Here is a 21470-nt window from a genome sequence, read left to right as displayed (position 1 = left end):
GGGTTTTGGTTTATTATACTGCCAAAGTAATATCCATTTGGAAGTAAAGAACACAGTATTTTAAAACTTGAGTGTTTGGTTAAGTTCTGTTAGTATATGACCTGGTTTTAAAAGAATTCTTTAATTTAATGCAGAGAGGGTATTTTTTGAAAGGATGCTTTTTAAGTTGTCCATATTCTCTCGGTAAGATTTAGAGAAAGGGATATTCTCGTTTACCGCTTTAATTGCGCATATAGATTTTCCGAAATTGATGCGAGATACATAGCTAGTATTTACAATATAGCTTTGGTGAATACGCATAAAATTTTCTGGTAATGTTTTCTCAAAGGTCTTTAACGTTTTATATGCATTAATAATTGTACCATCTTTCATGAAAAACTCGGTAGTGTTATTATCGGCTTTTAGATAAAGAATATCATTGGTATTTAAATATTGAAAATCATTATATGATTTTAAGCATAGTGTTGCCGGTGCTTTTTCTTTTGGCATTCTTTTTTGAAGTTTCATTAATGACTTGCGAATATCAAATTCATTAAAGGGTTGAAGCCAGTAATCGAAGAAACCATTTTTTATAGCGTCGTAAGCATAGTTTTTTGTTGATGCAATACCGATAAGAATTGGTAGTTGATTCATATATAGGTGAATCTCTGTAACCATTAAGAACACAGAGGCATAATCATTGTTTAGATTAATGAAAACAATATCTGGAGCGTATTTTAGTATATCATTCAATCCGTCAGAAGGATTGCTAGTGGTGTTAATACACTCAAAATCTCCATACTCCTCCAAAAAAGCATGCAATTGCAAATTTGAAACAGCATCAGGGTCTATTATGGTGTACGTATAATTCAAGAAAAATAGAGTATACCACGAATTTAAACATAGGTAAGAAAAGGAAGACCTAGAATGTCCTTATAAAAACCAAGGATATGTTGATAAAATCAGTGTTCATGGGGTTTGTGAGCGAAAAAACTTTCAAAATAATGTCAGGTTCACTTATAAATCTTTCTCTTTTGCTTGATAAGCACCTAGATCAGGGTTAGGAATTCTAGAAGTTCCTATGATGTCAAATGGAGTGGCATTGGCAGTATTAATATCACCTTTATTGATTAATTCAGAGTCTAATCCAATTCTAAAATCATTCTCGCTAGGTTGAAAATAGTCTAACTCTCCGTTAAGAATTACGTTGAGATAGTGTTCTTCGTTTTCAAAATCATAAAGTTCATCATCACTGGTTGCGGATTGATTTTCATCAAACCTTATAAAACAATTTTGAAATTTGTAATTAAATGCGTTTTGGCTGTTTTCTTGAAGGGAAATCTCATTAGAGCTATTCCCATCAATGATGCAATTTTTAAAATCTGCTTGAAGCAAATCCAATCCGTTTTCGCTATTGGTGTTAGAAGTATTGCTTATGGTAACACTAGGATTAAATCTGAAACCCTTGTTCCAATAATTTGCAATAGTAGCATGAGTAAAAGAATAGCTACCACCGTTTTCTATTAAAAGGGATGAATTTCCAGATGATCCTAAGACTAGGTTAGAAGCGTCAATGTTTGCACTTCTAGCCCAAAGATTATATCTAAAACTATTAACAATGCGGCTATTGGTGATGGTCAATGTTTTTTCTGGTTCATTAGTTTGTCCTTCTACGTATAAACCTAATTCAGCATTTTTTATAGTTAAGTGATTAATGGTGTTGCTTATACTACCTGCACTAATCCAGATTGTGCCCCATTGTCCTGAAATATCATCAAATTCTGGCTCTAATCGATCTCCTTCAAATATGACTTCGTTTTCAAATAGTATATCGTCAGAACTTAATTCGCCATTTATAGTAATAGTAGATTCCTCTTGTACTAATATACCCGAGTTTTCATGAAAGTGAACTCTTGTACCAGGGTCAATAACAAGTTCTTTACCTTTTGGTACAATAGCGTATCCGTAGATAACGTATGATTTTTCTCTATTAAAATTTAAGTGAGTGTCAGGTAATTCAAAACCTTCTATTTCTATAGGGTTACCTGTTTCATCATTATATAAAACTATAGTTTCAACATTGTTTTCGTTAGCATCATTAGGATAAAGAAATATAGCATCTTTTACCAGTGTTACCAATTCAACGGTTTGCTGAAATGGTTCATTGTCAAAAAGAATGGCATCGGTGTAAAGCAATTCATTGAGCGAATTATCAGTAATATCTATTGTAGTTTCTACAAATACAAAAAGGCTATCTTCAGCGTAAATAGGTGTATTTACAAATTCTTTGCCGGCAATGCCATCAACATTTAGTCTGTAAAAGCTCTCGCTACCATTTCTAAGAGATATATTAGGTATTATAATGTCATCTTTAGTATCGTTATAAACTTTTAAAGTATACGTGCTACTGCCTATGTTTGAAAAAACAGTGTCAAGGTACACAGTGTCTCTAGAAAAGGAAAGGTGACCATTACTTTCAGCGTATTCAAAATCTTTCCTACATGAAGTACCCCAAAGAAGAGCAAATAGGGTAGAAAGTATAATCAAGATTCTAAGGCGCACAATAAAAAGGTTTTACTTCATCTAAGTTAAAGGAAAATTTCTTTGATCTCCTCAGGAATTCGTATAGGTCTATAGGATTTACTATCAAGAAGACACCATTCTGTACTTGATCTAACCAGTAATTTATTGGTTGTGCCGTGTTTCATCTCTACAATTCTAACACATTTGGCGCCAGAACTTGATTCTATGTGTGTTGATATAGTAATTGGGTCATCTAATACTGCTGCACGTTTATATTCTATATGATGCGTTAGAACTACCCAAATGACATCTTGCTGCATTTTTGTAGTAGCAACTTTTTGCCAATGTTCTTTAGAGATGTCCTGTATCCACTGAACATAACGTACATTGTTCACATGATTTAAATCGTCTAGGTCGTCATGTGAAACAATGAGCTCTTTTTGAAATGCCATATTGCTATTTTTTCTCAATTTGCACCTCAAACATTTTGTCCCAAAACTTTCCGGTAACAAAAAAAGTTTTTCGCTTAGGGTGATACGCTATTCCATTAAGCACGTAGTTGGTTTTATCCCAATTTTCGGTTTTGGTAATCATATCGCTCAAGCCGCTGAAATTAATAACCCCTTCAATGGCACCTGTTTTACTGTCTATAATCATTACGCTAGGTTTTTGATATACGTTAGCGTAAATTTTTCCGTCAACATACTCCAATTCATTAGCAGAATTAAAAATAGAAGAATTGGTTACGGTTTCTATATATCCTTCTTCTGTCATGGTATCAGGATTTATAAACCAAATTTTCTCTGTACCATCACTTTTAAAAATTTTAGAGCCATCATTGGTCAATCCCCAGCCTTCACGACTTTTTCCGTATTGAAAATTATCCAATTTTTCAAATGTGTTTAGGTCATAAATAAACCCCAATCCACTTTGCCAAGTAAGTTGAAAGATTTTATCATTTAATATAGTGATTCCTTCTCCAAAATAAGTTTCGTCTAAATCTATTTGCTCAAATACCTTACCTGATTTAAAATCTAGTTTTCTTAAAATTGATTGGCCCTTTTTACCGGTTGATTCATATAAGGTGTCATTATGAAATTCTAAGCCTTGTGTATAAGATTTTGTATCGTGCGGGTATTCGTTGATAATAGTATACGTGTAAATTTCAGGAGCTTTATCTGAAAGTACTTTTAGGTTTTTGTTGATATCTACGGTTTCGCCATCAAAAGTGATTTTAGCGGTCAACACTTTATTTCCTAAAGTTGGTAAATCAAATTTTATTTTATCATTATTAAGAGGAATAGGCGTGCCGTCAATACTATATACTACGTTTTCTATCTCTTTTTCCTTTTTATTTTTAATACTTATACCAATTTCTTGATTTAGTTGAACCTGGTTTACATTTTTCTCTAAACTAATCTCGAATAGGGAAGATGCTTTTTGATTGCCACTGCCACATGCAGTAAATAAGCTGGTAATAAGAACGATACAGAAATAATTAATAATTTTCATTAAGAAAATGGGTGTTTAAGTTGATGTAGTATTTTACTACAAGAAGGCTTTCTTGTTATTTATAGGCAATTTAATTCATAAAAATAAGAAACTAAAGGATTGTCAAAGTTTTAAAAGATTGTATATTTGCACCCGGCAAGTCCTACACGACCAGCTCCTGTAGAATCCCCCAGGGTGGGAACGCAGCAAGGGTATACGGTCGTAGCGGTGCGATGTAGGTAGCTTGCCTTTTTTTGTGCCCTAAAGTGAAATATTTTATTTTTAGGTAACACATTCATAACCAATTCTATATAATGTTTAGCATCGCTTATTTTCTATAAAATGAAAACAAAAGTAGTACTAATTACAGGTGGGTCTTCAGGTATTGGCAAAGCAATAGGTATACATTTAAAGGAAAAAGGATATAAAGTCTACGGTACAACACGTAGCAAAAGTAAATATCCTTCATTTTCAGATTTTCCACTATTAGAGATGGATGTTAGAAATACAGATACCATTAAGAGTTGTATTGCATCATTACTTGAACTTGAAGATAGAATTGATGTATTGATCAATAATGCAGGGGTAGGTATAACTGGTCCTATGGAAGAAACACCACATGAGGAGGTACTAAAAGCATTTGCAACCAATTTCAACGGACCTTTAAATGTGATGAATACTGTTTTGCCTGTAATGCGTGAGCAGAAAGAAGGTCTTATTATTAACATTACATCTATTGCAGGTTATATGGGGTTACCGTTTAGAGGTATTTATTCAGCATCTAAGGGGGCTCTAGAGATTGTAACGGAAAGTTATAGAATGGAAACGAAATCCTTTGGAGTTCACCTTACTACGCTTGCACCCGGTGATTTTGCAACTAATATTGCTTCTGGTAGATATCATACTCCGGTTTACGATGATTCTGCATATAAAAAGGCATATAAGAATACCTTAGAGGCTATTGATGCAGATGTTGATAGTGGAGGTGACCCTTCAGATGTTGCAAAAAAAATCGCAAAAATAATACAGACTAAAAACCCGAAGCCTCATTATAAGGTGGGTTCCTTTATTCAAAAATTCTCCTTGACGCTTAAAAATCTACTACCTGGTCGTTGGTTCGAGAAATTACTTGAAGGTCATAGCTCTCATTAATTTTCATCTGAAAATAATAAAACTGAATTTTTAATTTTTATAAATGTTGGAGAAACCGTCTACTATTACAGAGTTATCTGTAATGATAGCCTTGTTCATAGGATATAAAACTAATTTTTCTGTTAGTTCTTTAAAGTCATTACTATGGTATTGTAATGAAGGATCTACACCAATTGAAGCTATAATCTTTTTCCACTGTGCATAATCCGTTTTAATATTAATGCCAATAAGTTGATGGTCGGGCTTTTTCTCCTTAAGTATAGCTATTCTCTTAAAGATGTTTTTGTATTGTCTACTATTGGTTCCTGACCAGAAATAAAATAAAACTTTTTTATTGGCTGCAATCTCTGTTAGTGTTTTGCTTTCATTTTCATAGCTGACAACATCTAAATCAGGAATTGTCTTTGTGGGTTGAAGATTTGCAATACCCTCGTACAGGTTTTCAATTTCTTCTAGATGCATGTTGTTTTTAGAAACTCTCTTAAATTCCTTCAAGAAAATTTCAGTGTTTTCAGGAGCATCTTTTTTCTTTAATAAATAATCAAAAGCTACATTTCTAAAAAGATTATCTCGTAATTCTCTTTCTACTACAAGGCTGTCTATTAGATGTAGTTTGTGCTTTTTATAATGCAATTGCTTGCTTTCGTTCTTAAAATCATTTTCGCAATCGTTTAAACAGCTCATGTAAGCCAAATTTCCTAAATGGGCTTTCATAAAATCATAATAAGGTCTAAGGTAGGTAAGTGTATGGTCACCGTAGTTTATTTGATTTCTATATGCATAAAAATCCTTAGGTAATTCGTGAAGATTTTCTTCAGCAGTTTTGCTTTTATGTCTAAAGGGATAAATCTCTTTATATCTATTGTAGGTGTAATCTATACTACCGTTAAGTAGTTCCATTGCTTCGTTAGATAGAAGACTTTCAGAATTTAACTCGGCTAATTTATTGACCTTATCTTGTTTTAAGGATGTTATTTTATCTAAAAACTCTTGAGGTTCCATTTTATAATATTCTGAGTACATATCAGAATCTTCTTCTTCAGTAGCTAAAAAGAGTTCTAGTAAAAAATTATTGGTTTCTTCATTACTGCCGGAGAAAACCAAAGACTCATCAAAATAAATGGTATTTAATCGTACCATTAAACTATCACCTTTTTCTAAATAAACATATTGATGTTCTGGGGCTAGGTTAAAATGATACAGCCCATTTTCAATTGAAGTTAACTTAAACTTAAATCGGTTTTTATCATCAAGTTTTGCGGAGTCAACTTTAATTCCTCCCTTTAATAAAATCACTTGATCACTCGTAGGATTCACGATTTCACCGGCAAAAAGCACGGTTTCAGAATCCTTTTTTGTGGAGGAACAACCCAATAATAAGGCTACAAATGTAGAGAGTAAAATTCTAGTCATATAGTATATGGGACTGGTGTTAGCCAAAAATAATAAACCTAATCACCAGATGTTGTTAATAGCTAGTTAAATGTTGTGATGCGCTAACTTAAGAATCTTTTATTGAATTTGATACTAAACTAGGTAGTTCAAGCCTATAAATTCTGTATTTTTGCACGGATTTTTAAAATTTTGTTTCTATGTTATCTGTTTCTAATCTTTCTGTCCAATTTGGTAAACGAGTATTGTTCGATGAAGTAAACGTTGCCTTTACCCAAGGTAACTGTTATGGTATTATTGGTGCTAACGGTGCCGGTAAATCTACTTTTTTGAAAATACTAGCTGGGCAAATGGACCCAACTTCTGGTCATGTGCATTTAGAGCCAGGTAAGAGAATGTCCATATTAGAACAGAATCATAACTCTGCTGATGATTTTACGGTATTAGAAGCTGTTGTTATGGGTAACAAACCGCTTTATGAGATCAAAAAAGAGATAGATGCCCTTTATGCTGATTACGATGATAAAAATGCAGATAGAATAGGGGAGTTGCAGGTGAAATTTGAAGAAATGAACGGGTGGAACGCAGATAGTAACGCAGCTGCATTATTGTCAAACTTAGGTATAAACGCGGATTTGCATTTCACTTTAATGTCCGAGTTAGATTCTAAATTAAAAGTACGTGTGCTTTTGGCACAGGCATTATTTGGAAATCCTGATGTGTTGATTATGGATGAGCCTACCAACGACTTGGATTATGAAACAATTAGTTGGTTAGAGAATTTCTTGGCAGATTATGAAAATACGGTAATAGTAGTGAGTCATGACCGTCACTTCTTAGATACGGTTTGTACTGATATTGGCGATATAGATTTCGGAAAATTGAATTTATATTCAGGTAACTATACGTTTTGGTATGAGAGTAGCCAATTAGCAGCTCGTCAACGTGCACAACAAAACAAGAAGGCGGAAGAAAAAGCAAAGGAACTGCAAGAATTTATTGCTCGTTTTAGTGCAAACGTTGCAAAAAGTAAGCAAGCAACTTCTCGTAAAAAGATGTTGTCTAAGTTAAAGGTAGATGATATTAAACCCTCTAGCCGTAGATATCCTGCAATTATATTTGATAGAGAGCGAGAAGCTGGTGATCAAATATTGAATGTAGAAGGACTTTCCGCTTCAACTGATGAAGGAGACATATTATTCGACAATGTAAACATCAACTTGGCAAAAGGAGATAAAATTGCCATTATTTCAAGAGATTCTAGAGCCACATCAGCGTTCTATGATATTATAAACGGTAATAAAAAAGCAGATAAAGGTACTTTTCAGTGGGGTATTACTACCACACAATCTTATCTGCCAGCAGATAATTCAGACTTTTTTACAAGTAACATCAATTTAGTAGATTGGTTGCGCCAATACGCCAAAACCGAGGAAGAACGTGAAGAAGTTTACATACGTGGTTTCTTGGGTAAAATGCTATTTAGTGGAGAAGAAGCCTTAAAAAAATGTACGGTTCTTTCTGGAGGAGAGAAAGTACGTTGTATGTTGAGTAGAATGATGTTACTGCGTGCAAATGTATTGATGTTAGATGAGCCTACAAATCACTTAGATTTAGAAAGTATTACGGCATTCAATAACTCTCTTAAGAACTTTAAGGGAACTGTTATGTTAACAACACATGATCATGAGTTTGCACAAACAGTTGCAAATAGAATCATAGAATTAACTCCTAAAGGCAACATTGATAGGTATTCAACGTTTGATGAATATATGTCTGACAAGGCATTAAAAGATCAGCGTAACAAAATGTACGCTGAATAAGCATAGAATAGATTAACCCAAATCGATGTTTTATGAAAACCTACAAATATGTGGCCTGCTTTGCGCTGGCCTTTAGTTTCTTTGCATGCGAAAAATCTTCTGAACAAGTTGAAGAAGAAGTAGCAACAAGTGTACAAGTTGATTATACTGTTTTTCTTCAAAATAACAATCTGTTAAATGGGGTTGTTGTGGGATCTGGTAATGAAGAATTTGCAGTAAAAAGTACCTTAAGTTCATTTACTGATATTCCTTCTAACGCTATAACTTATAAAACAGCAACAGATATAAGTTATTACGCTACCACCAATTGCCTGGCAACATTACAATGGTATAATGCTGAAACTTCTATTACTGAATCGGTATCACTTTTTGAAGATATAAATGCGTGTGATATAAATGTGCTTTCAATGGCTCATTCAAATGAAATGTTGGCAGTAGCTTACGAGAGAGAGTTGCTTGGTAAGGATAATCAATTTGTTGTTCGTCTAAATTCACTTATTGGTTCAGTCAATGATCCAACAGAAATTTCTTTGGACAAGAAGCCTGTTGATGTAGTTATTTCAACTGACAGATTATTTGTATTAACAATAAACGAATTCATTACAGATGAATTTCATTTATCTGCAATAGATCTGAATACCAATGAAGTTTTAATGGAATTGGATTTGGGATTAGATGCACAACGTTTATTTACCAATAGCAGTGGTGATATTATTATCAGCTATCCTGAATTACACACTATTATAGACCCTATTACTTTAGATAAATCATACACTACTTATGGTGAGAATACGGAACCGGGTTTTATAACAACTACAGATTTTTATATTGATAATAGCGGTAAGTTTTATTTTCAAAAAAACGTGCCAAGTGCAGAAATAGAAGAGGTGCCGGCAATTTACGACTTTGAAAAGAATAGTACCGTTGTATATCTATTTGAAAATTTCTTGACAGAGACTGAGTTAAATATGAAATATAGTGTAGCAAATACATCTGCAATTGCGTACGATGAAAAGAACAATTATGTTCTAATAGGCTATGAGAAAAATGGGCAGACAGATAAAGGGGGAATTCTAAGAATTACTCCTGCTCCTGATTTTAAATTAATTGATAATATTGATTTAGACGGAGTGCCTAGAACCATTTTTGTAGAATAGATTTAGCTATTAAAATATTTACTGTTCCAAATAGCCGGATTAAAGTTCTTGCCCATTGCAAACCCGTAAAATATTACTACTGAGGCCATACACTTGAACATGAAAAAGAACAATATCCAAAATTGAGCATTAGAGCTTGATTTTGAAAAGAGTCCGTCTGGTATTAGTAATGTTATAGCAAAACTCAACAAAAATACTATAAAGGCTAAATTAACTATATTTTTAAATGGCCACATTAATAACTTGCGTAACGGGTGCAGGTCATTACCCCATTGATGCACTAAATAGTGATATTTATTACCTATGGGAGCAAATAATAATGGATCATCTTTATCTTCTAGTTTAAAAAGTTTAGAGGGAGCTATTATTTTAAATGTTTTTATTTCCAATTCATGTTCTTTCTCTAGCGTTTTAATTTTTGATAACGCTTCTGCGGGAATTTGTCCTTTAAAATATTTTGTATCTAAAAAGCGTAATCTATAATCGATGCAAATTTGTTTGATTTCGTCAATGTGATAAATCTTTCCACTATCCAATAAGTCAATATTGAAATTATTAAATGGAATACCTTTGCTGGTTGAAATATTATCTTCAATTCTTTCTAGTTCATTATCAAGATTAGAAAGAATGCCATAGACTTCTTTCATTCTTGTCTCATCAGATGAAGCCTGCTTATTTCTAACTTTAGATAGCTTTTGTTCAATATTCGTTTTAGGTAGAAACATATTCTTTTTTTTAGCAATACACTCAAAGTTAGTTAATTAGTGATTTCATCAAAATTCTGTTCAACTTAATTAAAAGTTAATAAAATGTTAAAATCATTCTATTTGATAATTTTGGCTAGGTGTCAAACACATCAAATTGTATCTTGACGAAGAAATCGAACCGTTTGTCGATTTTTAGAACATTTGCCCCTTAAGAACCAACTATCATGAAAAAATGGACATCCCTCGTGTCCCTGTGCGCCCTATTTTTAGGGATTCAGGCCTATGCACAGGACAATGCAATTGAATTTAAATTCGAGAATCTTATCTCTAATATTAAGACGGAAAAATCCATTTTAGAACGAACAGAATCTTTTGCTAATCATTCTTCTTTGCTAGATGCTCTAAGGGCTACAAATTTGGACAAGGTCTTGGATTATACAGGAGAATTTACTGTTTTTGCACCTTCTAACCTTGCATTTGAAAAGCTATCAAAAAATACTATCGATAAATTATACGATCCTGAAAATAGAAAAACATTGAGAGATATGCTTTCTTATCACATTGTAGCAGATAAATTATCGGCTTCTACAATTTTAAAGGCAATGTGCAGAGGCAACGGTATTGCAAAGTTTACTACTATTCAAGGAGAAAAAATAACGGCAACCATGAAAGGTATAGACATTGTCCTTACAGATACATTTGGGAACAGCGCAGTTATTACCACTGCAGATTCTAATCAATCTAACGGCATCATCCATGAGGTTGATACCGTTTTTGTGCCAGAAAAAATGCTTTGATTAGCGCAGTGTAGCTCCTAAATTACGTTCGTAAGTATTCTGTAACTTAGACATAATTTTTTCTATTTGCTTTTCAGTTAAAGTGCTTTTGTCATCTTGCAGAGTAAAACTTACTGCATAAGATTTCTTACCTTCTGGTAAATTTTTGCCTTCGTATACATCAAAAAGCGTCATGTCTTTTAAATATTTGCGCTCCGCCCCAAATGCAAGGTCATAAAGTTCTTTGTAAGTAGCTTTATTATCTAGTAATAATGCAAAATCCCTTTTTACTTCTGGGTGTTTTGGAATTTCTTTATAACTAACCGGTGACGTTTTAATTTGTTTTAAAACAGCGTCCCAATCAAAATCTGCGAACAGCACATTTTGCTTTATGTCAAAATGTTTTAGAATAGATGTCTTTATCAAACCAAAAGAAACCAATTCTTTTTTCTTATGTGTAAATGATAATCCTTCAGAAAATAATGGTGAATTTGTTGGTGTACTTTTTAAATCTGATAACCCTAATCTCAATAGAACAGACCTTACTATTGATTTAAGTTCAAAAAAGTTAGAAGCAATGGCATTGTTAGTCCAGCTATCTGGTATTGAATCTCCACTAATTAATATACTTAAATATTTTGGTTCAATGCGTTTGTCGCCTTTAGCATAGTAGGTTTTTCCAAACTCGAATAATTTAAGATTAGGACGTCTACGGTTAATATTATGACTAGCGACCTCTAATGCAGAGAATAAAGAAGTTCTTCTTAGTATAGATAAATCACCACTTAAAGGGTTGATTATTTCAATAGATTTACGCTCTTGGTCCTCATTTGGCACTAAAGAGGTATAGTCAGGGTTTGTTAAACTATTGGTTAAGATTTCATAATAACCTTTTGCAGCTAAAGCATTGCCAACAATGTTTTGTATTGTATGGTCGGCAGCTGCTTCTGTCGTAGCTATAGATGCATTAAATTTTTGGCCAAAAGCTACATTGTTGTACCCGTATACTCTTAAAATTTCTTCAATAACGTCTACTTGTCGCTGCACATCAACACGATAAGAAGGAACTTCAAGTCCCATTCCTGCTTCAGTAACATTTTTGACTTTAATGTCTAAAGATGCTAATATTGATTTTATAGTGTCTTGTGGAATTTCTTGCCCAATAAGCTTATTGATTTTTTTAAAAGCCAAGAACACTTCAAAATTCGGATGTTTTTTAGGGTATAGGTCGTAAACGTCAGAGGTGATTTCCCCACCTGCAATTTCTTTGATTAAAAGGGCTGCACGTTTTAAACTGTACTCCACATTTTCAATATCGATACCACGTTCAAATCTAAAAGACGCATCAGTATTTAAACCATGTCTTTTGGCTGATTTTCTGATAGAAACAGGATTGAAATAAGCACTCTCCAAAAATATAGATGTTGTTTCTTCGGTTACACCAGAACCTAATCCGCCAAATACACCTGCTAAACATAATGGTTTTTCGGTGTCGCAAATCATTAAATCATCTTCGTGCAAAGTTCTTTCAACTCCGTCAAGTGTTGTGAATTTGGTACCCTTCTCTAATGTTTTGACAACTATTTTGTTTCCTTTAATTTTTGCAGCATCAAAAGCGTGTAATGGTTGCCCTAGTTCATGTAGAACATAGTTTGTGGCATCTACCACATTGTTTTTTGGTGTAAGACCAATAGCTTTTAATCTATTTTGAAGCCATGTAGGAGAGGGCTGAATGATTAAGTTACTCAAGCTTATACCGCAGTAACGTGGCGCCAACTCAGGTTTTAATACATCAACATCAATTTTAAGTGATCTATCGTTTATATTGAAATGACTTGTAGAAGGGGTAATCAATTCTTTTGTGATTTCCTTTTGTTTAAGCCCCGCTTTTAAATCTCTTGCTACGCCAAAATGACTCATGGCATCGGCACGGTTTGGTGTTAGGCCAATTTCAAAAACTTCATCCTCTTCAATGTCAAAAACCTCTGAACAAGGTGTGCCCACTTTAAGACTTTTGTCAAGCACCATGATACCATCATGACTATTACCAAGACCTAATTCGTCTTCGGCGCAAATCATGCCAAAGCTTTCTTCCCCTCTTATCTTTCCTTTTTTAATGGTCCAAGCTTCACCTTCAGCGGTATATAGTGTAGTGCCAATAGTAGCAACCGGTACTTTCTGACCTACAGCAACATTCTTGGCGCCACAAACTATTTGTACAGGAGCTTCAAGACCTATATCTACCATTGTAACATTCAACTTATCCGCATTGGTGTGTTTCTCACAACTTAATACATGACCAACAACAATCCCTTTTAATCCGCCTTTTACAGATTCAAATTTTTCAACTCCTTCAACTTCTAAACCTAAATCAGTTAAAAGTTCTCCGGTTTTTTGTGATTCCCAATCTATTTGTATGAACTGTTTAAGCCAGTTATATGATATTTTCATTCAAAAAATTTATAGGTTGCAAAGATAAAACAATGCCCGTATACATTCTATAAGCTATGAAGTCTTTATTTTAATTTTTAATTCTGCCATTTTAATTGTTTATTAGAAGTTAAATTAAAAATGAATTATGAGATTTAGTATTGCAGTACTATCCGTTTTAATGTTATTAGTTGGGTGTAAAGAGAATGGGCAAAATGAAAACTTATCTGAGGGTAATTGGCTTGTAGAGTTAGATGTGATGGATAACCAAATATTACCTTTTAATCTAAAGGTCAATAAAAATGCCCATGGTAAGTATACAATGCAAATTTTTAATGCAGAAGAAGTTATTGATGTAGATGAAATAGAAATAAGTGGTGACTCTATAATTATGCAGACACCGGTTTTTGAAGGTTACCTATCAGGTACTTTTACTAAAAATTCTATTGAAGGTAAGTTTATTAAAGAAAGCCTAGATAGAATTGTGCCCTTTAAGGCTATTTACGGTGAAGAAGAACGGTTCAAGATTAAGAATGGAAGTATAGATAAGAATGTTTCAGGCATTTGGGAAACCTATTTTAGCCCTGATTTAGAAGAGGAATACGTGGGTAAAGGTATTTTTTTACAAGATGATAATAAGGTTACGGGTACTTTTAGAACTACAACAGGAGATTATAGGTTTTTAGATGGTGTTCTTGATGGAGATTCTTTAAAATTATCCGCATTTGATGGTGCCCATGCTTTTCTATTCAATGCAAAGATTACAGATTCTACAATGAACGGTGTTTTTTACTCTGGTAATCATTTTAAGGAGCCCTTTGTAGCTACTAGAAATGATGGGTTTGAATTGCCAGACCCGGATTCATTAACTTTTTTAAAGGAAGGATATGATAAATTGGCATTTACTTTCCCTGATGTAGAAGGGAATATGATCTCTTTAAGTGATAAAAAATATCAAGATAAGGTAGTGATTGTTCAGTTGATGGGTACCTGGTGCCCTAACTGTTTAGATGAAACTAAATATTTAGTAGATTATTTAAAGGGGAATAACGAAATTGAAGTAATAGGTTTAGCCTTTGAATCTGCCAAAACAGAAGAAATTGCCAAAAAGGGAATTAAAAGATTGAAAGATAGGGTAGAAGTAACATATCCTATTCTATTGGCACAATACGGTACTTATGACAAGCAAAAAGCTCAAGAGAAATTACCGATGCTAAACCACGTACTTTCGTATCCCACTACTATTTTTATTGATAAAAAAGGTGATGTTCGAAAAATTCATACCGGTTTTAACGGTCCTGCAACCGGGGAGAAGTTTGAGGAGTTTAAAACAGAATTTAATGCGTTAATTACCGAATTGAATAATGAATAAGGTTATATAATCGTAGATTTTCCTAGCCCGATGTTTTCATCGTTGATATTGAAATTTCCGTCTAATTCCATAATGTTGTCGGCTATAAAATCACCTACGTAATTAGTACCATATTTAGAGCTTCCTAAAATATCTGGAGTAACAATTTTTTTAGAAAATGATTTTAATACTGCAGCAACGACGGCATCAGATTCTTCGTTCATCTTAAAATGTTGCAATAGCATCGCCATGCTTAAAATAGAAGCTACGGGGTTTGCAATATTTTTGCCTGCTGCATCTGGATAAGAACCGTGTATTGGCTCGAACATGGCATGCTCAAGTCCAACTGAAGCTGACGGTAAAAGTCCAATCGATCCTGCAATAACACTTCCTTGGTCAGAAAGAATATCACCGAACATATTATCGGTTAGAATAACATCGAACTGAGAAGGGTTTAAAATCATCTGTACAGCCGCATTGTCTATAAATAGGCAGTTAAGCGTTACATCTGGGTAGCTTTCAGAAATTGAGCGCACCACACGTCTCCATAAACGAGATGTTTCAAGAACATTGGCTTTATCAACCAATGTTACCTTCTTTTTTCTTGAACGGGCAGATTTAAAAGCTAAATGCGCAATTCTGCTTATTTCAGATTCTGAATAAGTACAGGTGTCAGTAGCAGAATTCTTTTCTTCGTCAATAGATTTTTCGCCATAATAAATTCCGCCAGCAAGCTCTCTGAAAATAACCAAATCGGTATTCTGCACTTGGGTTTTGGAAAGTGGTGATTGTTTTACTAAAGAAGGAAAAACTTTTACGGGTCTAATATTTGCAAATAGTCCTAATTTCTTACGTAATTTTAATAAACCTTGCTCTGGCCAAACCTTTGATTTAGGATCGTCATCAAATTCCGGTAAGCCTAACGCGCCAAATAAAGTGGCATCTGTAGTTTTGCATAATTTTAGCGTTTCTTTTGGCAATGGGCTACCTGTTTGTTTGATAGCAGATGCCCCAATAAGTCCCTTTTTAAAGGTGAAGCTATGCCCAAAAGTTTCTTCAACAGATCGTAGGCACTTTATAGATTGTGCAACGACCTCAGGTCCAATTCCATCTCCCTCTAAAACAGCAATATCTAGATGCATAATTAGCTAATACTTTGTAAATCTATATTTGAAGTCTCTATAATTTGATGAATATCATCATCTTTTACTTCTTTTCTAGTGTCCGCATATCTTAAGAATTCTTGATATACGTCATCTAATTGTGTTTTCGTTAATTCGTAACCCACAATTTTTGCTCTGTATGCTAGGGCAGCTCTACCACTTCTTGCAGTCAAAACAATAGAAGATTCTGTGACACCTACATCCGCAGGATCTATAATCTCATAAGTTTCCCTATTTTTAATAACTCCATCTTGGTGAATACCAGAACTATGCGCAAATGCATTGGCGCCTACAATAGCTTTGTTAGGTTGCACCATCATACCCATTTTACGAGAAACCATTAAACTGGTATCATAAAGTAATTTACTGTTTATGGTAGTATCAAAATTTAAATTGGGATGTTGGCGCATAATCATGACGACTTCTTCTAAAGAAGTATTACCGGCGCGTTCACCAATACCATTTATGGTACATTCAATTTGTCTTGCGCCATTAATGACGCCGGCAATTGAATTTGCGGTTGCCAAACCTAAATCGTTATGACAGTGACATGATAGTATAGCCTTGTCTATGCCTTTTACGTTTTCATATAAATATTTTATTTTGGCGCCATATTCATCTGGCAAACAATACCCTGTAGTATCAGGAATATTAAGAACAGTAGCACCTGCTTTAATTACCGCTTCGCATACGCGAGCCAAAAACTCATTATCTGTTCGGCCGGCATCTTCAGCGTAAAACTCAACATCTTCAACAAAAGTCTTGGCATAGCTAACAGCGGAAACTGCACGCTCAATAATCGCATCTCTATTAGAATTGAATTTAAATTTAATATGAGAGTCAGATGTACCAATTCCAGTATGTATTCTTGGAATTTTAGCATGTTTAAGAGCTTCTGCTGCGACTTCAATGTCATTTTTGACTGCACGTGTCAATCCACAAACAGTAGCATTTTTAACGAGTTTAGCTATGGCTTCTACAGATTTGAAATCTCCAGGACTTGAAACGGGAAAACCAGCTTCAATTACATTAACACCTAGTACATCTAGGCGTTCAGCAATGACCAATTTTTGCTCCCGGTCTAATTTACAACCTGGTACTTGCTCTCCATCTCTTAAAGTAGTGTCAAATATTTGAACGATATCTTTACTCATATTATTTACGTAGTTTTACTCGTCAAACGAATATATAACCTAAAACATAAGGCTAAGAAAATTTGTAAACTTGTTTACAATGTTAAGTCAGATTTATAGGTATATAAAACATTGAATTTCAATTACTTAAACTCATATTTTTACGATGACAAATGCGCATAAAGATGCTTTGTTCGTTTTAGTTAAATCACTTTCTAAATCAGAGAAGCGTCAATTTAAGCTTTATGTAGGCAGATTGGGAGTGAATACCGATGCCAAATTTTTGGCGCTGTTCAATTTATTGGATAAGATTAAGCGATATGATGAGAAAACCATACTCGAAAGTGGTATTGTTAAAAAGGCACAACTTTCTAACTTAAAAGCTCACCTTTATAAACAGATTTTGGTAAGCCTAAGGTTGAACCCTGTTAACCAAAATATAAGGGTTCAGATACGAGAGCAGTTAGATTTTGCAACTATTTTATATCAAAAAGGGCTTTATAAGCAAAGTTTGAAAATTTTGGATAAAGTAAAGGCTATCGCTATTGAAAATGAAGAAAAGAACATTGCTTACGAAATTGTTGAGCTAGAGAAAATTATTGAAACTCAGTACATTACCCGCAGTATACCTGATCGTGCTGATGAGCTAGCTATACAGGCAAAAGAATTATCTGCGCATAATGTAATGACAAGTAAGCTTTCTAATCTTTCTCTGCAATTATATGGCATGATGCTTAAAGTAGGTTATGCTAGAAGTGATGAAGATTATATCAAGGTAAAAACATACTTCAATGATCATTTGCCGTTATATAATATTGAGGACTTAGGTTTTAGAGAAAAGTTATGGTTATACAAAGCTCACTTATGGTATAGTTTTTTAACCCAAGATTTCTTATCGTGCTTTAAATATGCCAGTAAATGGGTAGATCTTTTCTATGATCATAAGGACATGATTTATTTAAATCCGGTGTTCTTCTTAAAAGGGAATCATTATTTATTAGAATCTCTTTTTTATGTTCAGTATAGTTCTCAGTTTAAAGAAGTTTTGGAACGTTTGGAGATTACAATAAAAGAGAAAGAATTTCCAAATAACGATAATATTAATTCTCTGGTATTTATGTATTTAAATGCCAATAAATTAAACCTGCATTTTCTTGAAGGGACTTTTGAAAAAGGATTATATCTGGTAAAGATTATTGAATACGGTATCAATAAGCATAGAGATAGGATAGATGTACACCATGTAATGGTTCTTTATTATAAAATAGCATGTCTGTATTTTGGTATTGGAGATAATAAAACCTGTATTCAATATTTAAAAAAGATTATTGAGAATAAGAACTTAAAAATGCGAGAAGACCTAATGTGTTTTGCGCGTGTATTAAGTTTAGTTGCTCATTATGAGGCGGGTATGGACTATCATTTAGAAGTTCAATTAAAAAGCACGTATAAGTTTTTATTGAAGATGGATGATATGCATGCCGTACAAAAAGAGATGATAAAGTTTCTTAGAAGTTTAGGCGGTATTTATCCTAACCAGTTAAAAGCTGAATTTCAGAAATTATATAACGAACTTAAAAAATACGAGGATCATCCGTACGAAAAAAGGGCTTTCTTGTACTTGGATATTTTATCATGGTTAGAGAGTCATTTGCAGAATAAACCTGTCTCTCAAATTATGCGAGAAAAAGCGTTGAAAAAATCACGTTAGGTGAAATTTATGTAGATGAAAAGTAATCACCTTCAGCATTTATTGGAAATTAACCTCGCCATGCTTTTTGTAGCTACGTCTGGTGCCTTAGGACGTTATGTTCAGTTGTCGGTGCCTGTGGCAATTGGTGCTAGGGCAATACTAGCTTTTTTGGCATTGTTTCTATATTGTAAATGGAAAGGATTCAGTTTAAAAATAGATAAAAGAGATGCTCCGGTAATTTTTCTAAGTGGGATATTAATGGGAGTACACTGGGTAACTTATTTCTACGCATTAAAGTTATCTAATGTGGCAATAGGTATGCTTTCTATATTTACGTACCCAGTGATAACGGCTTTTTTAGAACCTATTCTTTTAAAAACCAAATTTCAATTAGTGCATTTGCTCCTTGCTTTTTTAGTGCTTACCGGAATGTATTTTCTTAGTCCCACCTTAGATATTGAAAATTCATATACAATAGCTATCGGTTTTGGTGTATTTTCTGCTCTTGCATACGCTTTGCGCAATATTATTTTGAAGCAAAAAGTTTCAAGATATAATGGTTCAATGCTTATGACGTATCAGACTGCAATTGTTGGCATTGTTTTATTTCCTTTCTTATTTTCGGTACCAACAACTACGCTTTTAAATCAATGGGAAGTATTGGTTGCACTAGCGGTTTTAACCACGGCTATTGGTCATACTATGTTCTTGATGACGTTTAAACATTTCAATATTACTACAGTAAGTATATTAAGTAGTGTGCAACCTGTTTATGGTATTTTGATAGGAGCTATTTTCTTATCTGAAATACCAAAAGGAACAACAATTTTAGGAGGTATACTTATTTTAAGTTCGGTGGTAATAGAAAGTATACGTTCTAAAAAACCGACTTGAAGTTATTCTTAGTTCTGTGAATTGATACCTGGTGTACTAGCGCCAAATTGATTGATGATATTATCTCCGAATTTGGTAAACTGTTCATTTTTAGCCATCTCTCTAACTTTTACAGGGTCAAAATCACCATTGAAATATAAAAACGAACCGTTTTGGTTATCGTTGTTGTAAATTAATATCTCTTTTACGGAATTCTTTTTTTCACGTACGGAAACTACATTACGCTTTAAATTATCATTCTTTCTAAATACCTCAATAAAAGAGTTACCTGTAATACCGTTCATTTGCTGATTTAAAAATTGGGTTCTATCTGCCGTTGTGCTTGGGAATTGCATGTATCTTAAATCTTTGGTATTTCCTACCATAGCTTTCATTTCTGGAGAGATTTCACTGATCATAGATAACATGAATTGTGGTACACGCACCGCGGTAACTTGATTATCATTTTTATGGGCGTTATAAAATGTATCAATAGAGTTGTAACTACCGCAAGAAGTAATTACTAAGAATATAATTAAGGCACAAATTTTCTTTAACATGGTAAAAGTGTTTGTACTAAAAGTAAGAAAATTAAAGACATGCATTCCAAATAGGATCATTTGGTGGAGGAGCAATAATTTCTAAAGGTTCTTTTTTTACTGGATGTATTATACGCAGTTTTCTAGCATGTAAATGAATACTGCCGTTAGCATTGCTTCTGTCAAATCCGTATTTTAAGTCGCCCTTAATAGGGCTGCCAATGGCAGTAAGCTGTGACCTTATTTGATGGTGACGACCAGTTTCCAAATCAACTTCCAAAAGAAAATATCTATCTAATTTTTTTATGATGCGGTACGTTAAAATTGCTTTTTTACTATCTGGAACTTCTTTGATGTGGGCGTAAGATTTGTTTTGTTTCGTATTTCGCTTCATCCAATGAACCAATCTTTTCTCAGCTTCGTTCGGACAATTTTTTACCACTGCCCAATAGGTTTTTTTTGCATCTTTCTCCGCAAACATTTTGTTTAGCCTAGGTAAAGCTTTAGAGGTTTTGGCAAATACTACAATACCAGATGTAGGGCGATCCAAACGATGCACAACTCCTAAATATACATTGCCGGGTTTGTTATACTTTTTCTTTAGAAATGCTTTTACGGTGTCACTTAACGGTCTATCGCCAGTTTTATCACCTTGTACGATATCACCTGGGCGTTTGTTGATTACTATTAAGTGATTGTCTTCAAATAGTACTTGAAGGTTATCTACGGTAGAATGTTGTTTTTTCGACAAATTTTAGTCTTATCTAATTAATTATTGTACTACCTAAATTGCCAGTTTTTTTTCCTCTTATTATTAAAAATATAAACATAAGAACGCCAATGGTTACTGCAACGTCAGCCATATTGAATATTCCCGTTCTCCATACGCCTAATCTAATCTGAAAAAAATCTGTAACGGACCCATAAGCAATTCGGTCTATTAAATTTCCTAATCCGCCACCTATGACCAAAGCAAAAGCAACAATCAATAAAAGATTTAAATTGGGTTTGCTCATAATTCTATAGAGCATTATCAATAGTAATAACATTGGTAATGCCTGTAGCAGAAATCTCTTTAAAATAGGAGGGAAGTCCTGTCCAAAGCCAAGCATAGCACCTGTATTCTCCACATTTGTAAGAATCAAATGATTTTTTATTACAGGAATAAAAACTTCTGGCTCTACTTTTTGGCGTGTTAGTTCTTTAGATACTTGATCGCAACCAACCGTCATTAAAACAATGATTAGAATCAAAAATTTACTAAAATATTTAGAACGCTTCAAAAGTT

Annotated in this window: 19 protein-coding genes and 1 other RNA gene; 8 read left to right on the top strand and 12 right to left on the bottom strand. The window is 33.7% G+C overall.

Annotated features, from left to right (window positions below; genetic code table 11):
• Nucleotides 1–120 precede the first annotated feature (120 nt).
• The 4 genes from P177_RS11385 to P177_RS11370 all read right to left on the bottom strand — a co-directional run bounded on the left by P177_RS11385 (nucleotide 121) and on the right by P177_RS11370 (nucleotide 4014).
• Nucleotides 121–852, bottom strand: coding sequence for a LytR/AlgR family response regulator transcription factor (locus P177_RS11385; RefSeq protein ID WP_036154842.1), 732 nt, complete (start codon nucleotides 850–852; stop codon nucleotides 121–123).
• Between the two features lie 144 nt (nucleotides 853–996).
• The gene (locus tag P177_RS11380) at nucleotides 997–2541 is read right to left on the bottom strand and encodes a hypothetical protein (protein WP_051941817.1); all 1545 of its coding nucleotides are present in this window, start codon (nucleotides 2539–2541) and stop codon (nucleotides 997–999) included.
• A gap of 26 nt (nucleotides 2542–2567) precedes the next feature.
• Nucleotides 2568–2954: an acyl-CoA thioesterase gene (locus tag P177_RS11375; protein WP_036154840.1), complete on the bottom strand. Its 387-nt coding sequence runs from the start codon at nucleotides 2952–2954 to the stop codon at nucleotides 2568–2570.
• A 4-nt stretch (nucleotides 2955–2958) separates the two neighbouring features.
• Nucleotides 2959–4014: a glutaminyl-peptide cyclotransferase gene (locus P177_RS11370; protein ID WP_036154838.1), complete on the bottom strand. Its 1056-nt coding sequence runs from the start codon at nucleotides 4012–4014 to the stop codon at nucleotides 2959–2961.
• Between the two features lie 133 nt (nucleotides 4015–4147).
• Here P177_RS11370 and ffs point away from each other — a divergent pair.
• Nucleotides 4148–4246: signal recognition particle sRNA small type (ffs, locus tag P177_RS19810), an RNA gene on the top strand.
• Between the two features lie 89 nt (nucleotides 4247–4335).
• The gene (locus tag P177_RS11365; protein ID WP_036154835.1) at nucleotides 4336–5145 is read left to right on the top strand and encodes an SDR family oxidoreductase; all 810 of its coding nucleotides are present in this window, start codon (nucleotides 4336–4338) and stop codon (nucleotides 5143–5145) included.
• A gap of 30 nt (nucleotides 5146–5175) precedes the next feature.
• On the opposite strand, the gene P177_RS11360 is transcribed toward P177_RS11365, so the two are convergent.
• Nucleotides 5176–6558, bottom strand: coding sequence for a transaldolase (locus P177_RS11360; protein ID WP_036154833.1), 1383 nt, complete (start codon nucleotides 6556–6558; stop codon nucleotides 5176–5178).
• 179 nt (nucleotides 6559–6737) lie between these two features.
• Between P177_RS11360 and P177_RS11355 the strand changes: the two genes are divergently transcribed.
• Both P177_RS11355 and P177_RS11350 read left to right on the top strand, forming a co-directional pair.
• On the top strand, nucleotides 6738–8360 hold the full coding sequence (locus P177_RS11355) for an ABC-F family ATP-binding cassette domain-containing protein (RefSeq protein ID WP_036154831.1): 1623 nt from the start codon (nucleotides 6738–6740) through the stop codon (nucleotides 8358–8360).
• Nucleotides 8361–8392: 32 nt separating this feature from the next.
• The gene (locus P177_RS11350) at nucleotides 8393–9517 is read left to right on the top strand and encodes a hypothetical protein (RefSeq protein WP_036154829.1); all 1125 of its coding nucleotides are present in this window, start codon (nucleotides 8393–8395) and stop codon (nucleotides 9515–9517) included.
• Nucleotides 9518–9519: 2 nt separating this feature from the next.
• Here the strand turns inward: P177_RS11350 and P177_RS11345 are convergent, their stop codons facing one another.
• The gene (locus P177_RS11345; RefSeq protein WP_036154827.1) at nucleotides 9520–10242 is read right to left on the bottom strand and encodes a hypothetical protein; all 723 of its coding nucleotides are present in this window, start codon (nucleotides 10240–10242) and stop codon (nucleotides 9520–9522) included.
• Nucleotides 10243–10448: 206 nt separating this feature from the next.
• On the opposite strand from P177_RS11345, the gene P177_RS11340 reads away from it, so the two are divergent.
• Complete coding sequence (locus P177_RS11340) at nucleotides 10449–11021, top strand: fasciclin domain-containing protein (RefSeq protein ID WP_036154826.1); 573 nt, start codon at nucleotides 10449–10451, stop codon at nucleotides 11019–11021.
• Here P177_RS11340 and pheT read toward each other — a convergent pair whose 3' ends face one another.
• The gene (gene pheT, locus P177_RS11335) at nucleotides 11022–13451 is read right to left on the bottom strand and encodes a phenylalanine--tRNA ligase subunit beta (protein WP_036154824.1); all 2430 of its coding nucleotides are present in this window, start codon (nucleotides 13449–13451) and stop codon (nucleotides 11022–11024) included. It abuts the gene before it with no gap.
• A 127-nt stretch (nucleotides 13452–13578) separates the two neighbouring features.
• On the opposite strand from pheT, the gene P177_RS11330 reads away from it, so the two are divergent.
• Nucleotides 13579–14802, top strand: coding sequence for a TlpA family protein disulfide reductase (locus P177_RS11330; protein WP_036154821.1), 1224 nt, complete (start codon nucleotides 13579–13581; stop codon nucleotides 14800–14802).
• Between the two features lie 2 nt (nucleotides 14803–14804).
• Here the strand turns inward: P177_RS11330 and leuB are convergent, their stop codons facing one another.
• A complete protein-coding gene (leuB, locus tag P177_RS11325; RefSeq protein WP_036154820.1) occupies nucleotides 14805–15923 on the bottom strand; it encodes a 3-isopropylmalate dehydrogenase in 1119 nt (372 codons plus the stop codon).
• A gap of 2 nt (nucleotides 15924–15925) precedes the next feature.
• Entirely contained in the window at nucleotides 15926–17098 is a 1173-nt protein-coding gene (locus tag P177_RS11320) for a 2-isopropylmalate synthase (protein ID WP_036158270.1), read from the bottom strand.
• A 145-nt stretch (nucleotides 17099–17243) separates the two neighbouring features.
• Here P177_RS11320 and P177_RS11315 point away from each other — a divergent pair, with 145 nt between their 5' ends.
• Nucleotides 17244–18788 carry a hypothetical protein gene (locus P177_RS11315; RefSeq protein ID WP_036154818.1) on the top strand — a complete coding sequence of 515 codons (1545 nt, stop codon included), beginning with the start codon at nucleotides 17244–17246 and terminating at the stop codon, nucleotides 18786–18788.
• A gap of 15 nt (nucleotides 18789–18803) precedes the next feature.
• A complete protein-coding gene (locus tag P177_RS11310; protein WP_036154816.1) occupies nucleotides 18804–19664 on the top strand; it encodes a DMT family transporter in 861 nt (286 codons plus the stop codon).
• A gap of 8 nt (nucleotides 19665–19672) precedes the next feature.
• On the opposite strand, the gene P177_RS11305 is transcribed toward P177_RS11310, so the two are convergent.
• From P177_RS11305 to lspA, 3 genes are read right to left on the bottom strand one after another with little or no spacing between them, the layout of a single operon-like run.
• The gene (locus tag P177_RS11305; protein WP_245233031.1) at nucleotides 19673–20203 is read right to left on the bottom strand and encodes a DUF4252 domain-containing protein; all 531 of its coding nucleotides are present in this window, start codon (nucleotides 20201–20203) and stop codon (nucleotides 19673–19675) included.
• Between the two features lie 31 nt (nucleotides 20204–20234).
• A complete protein-coding gene (locus tag P177_RS11300; protein WP_036154812.1) occupies nucleotides 20235–20933 on the bottom strand; it encodes an RluA family pseudouridine synthase in 699 nt (232 codons plus the stop codon).
• 13 nt (nucleotides 20934–20946) lie between these two features.
• Nucleotides 20947–21435 (bottom strand): signal peptidase II, encoded by a 489-nt coding sequence (gene lspA / locus P177_RS11295; RefSeq protein WP_245233030.1) that lies wholly within the window; start codon nucleotides 21433–21435, stop codon nucleotides 20947–20949.
• Nucleotides 21436–21470 lie beyond the last annotated feature (35 nt).

The sequence above is a fragment of the Maribacter forsetii DSM 18668 genome (assembly GCF_000744105.1).
Lineage (GTDB): Bacteria > Bacteroidota > Bacteroidia > Flavobacteriales > Flavobacteriaceae > Maribacter > Maribacter forsetii.
The sequence above is the reverse complement of the archived record's forward strand: the minus strand, read 5'-3'. Positions and strand labels throughout refer to the sequence as shown.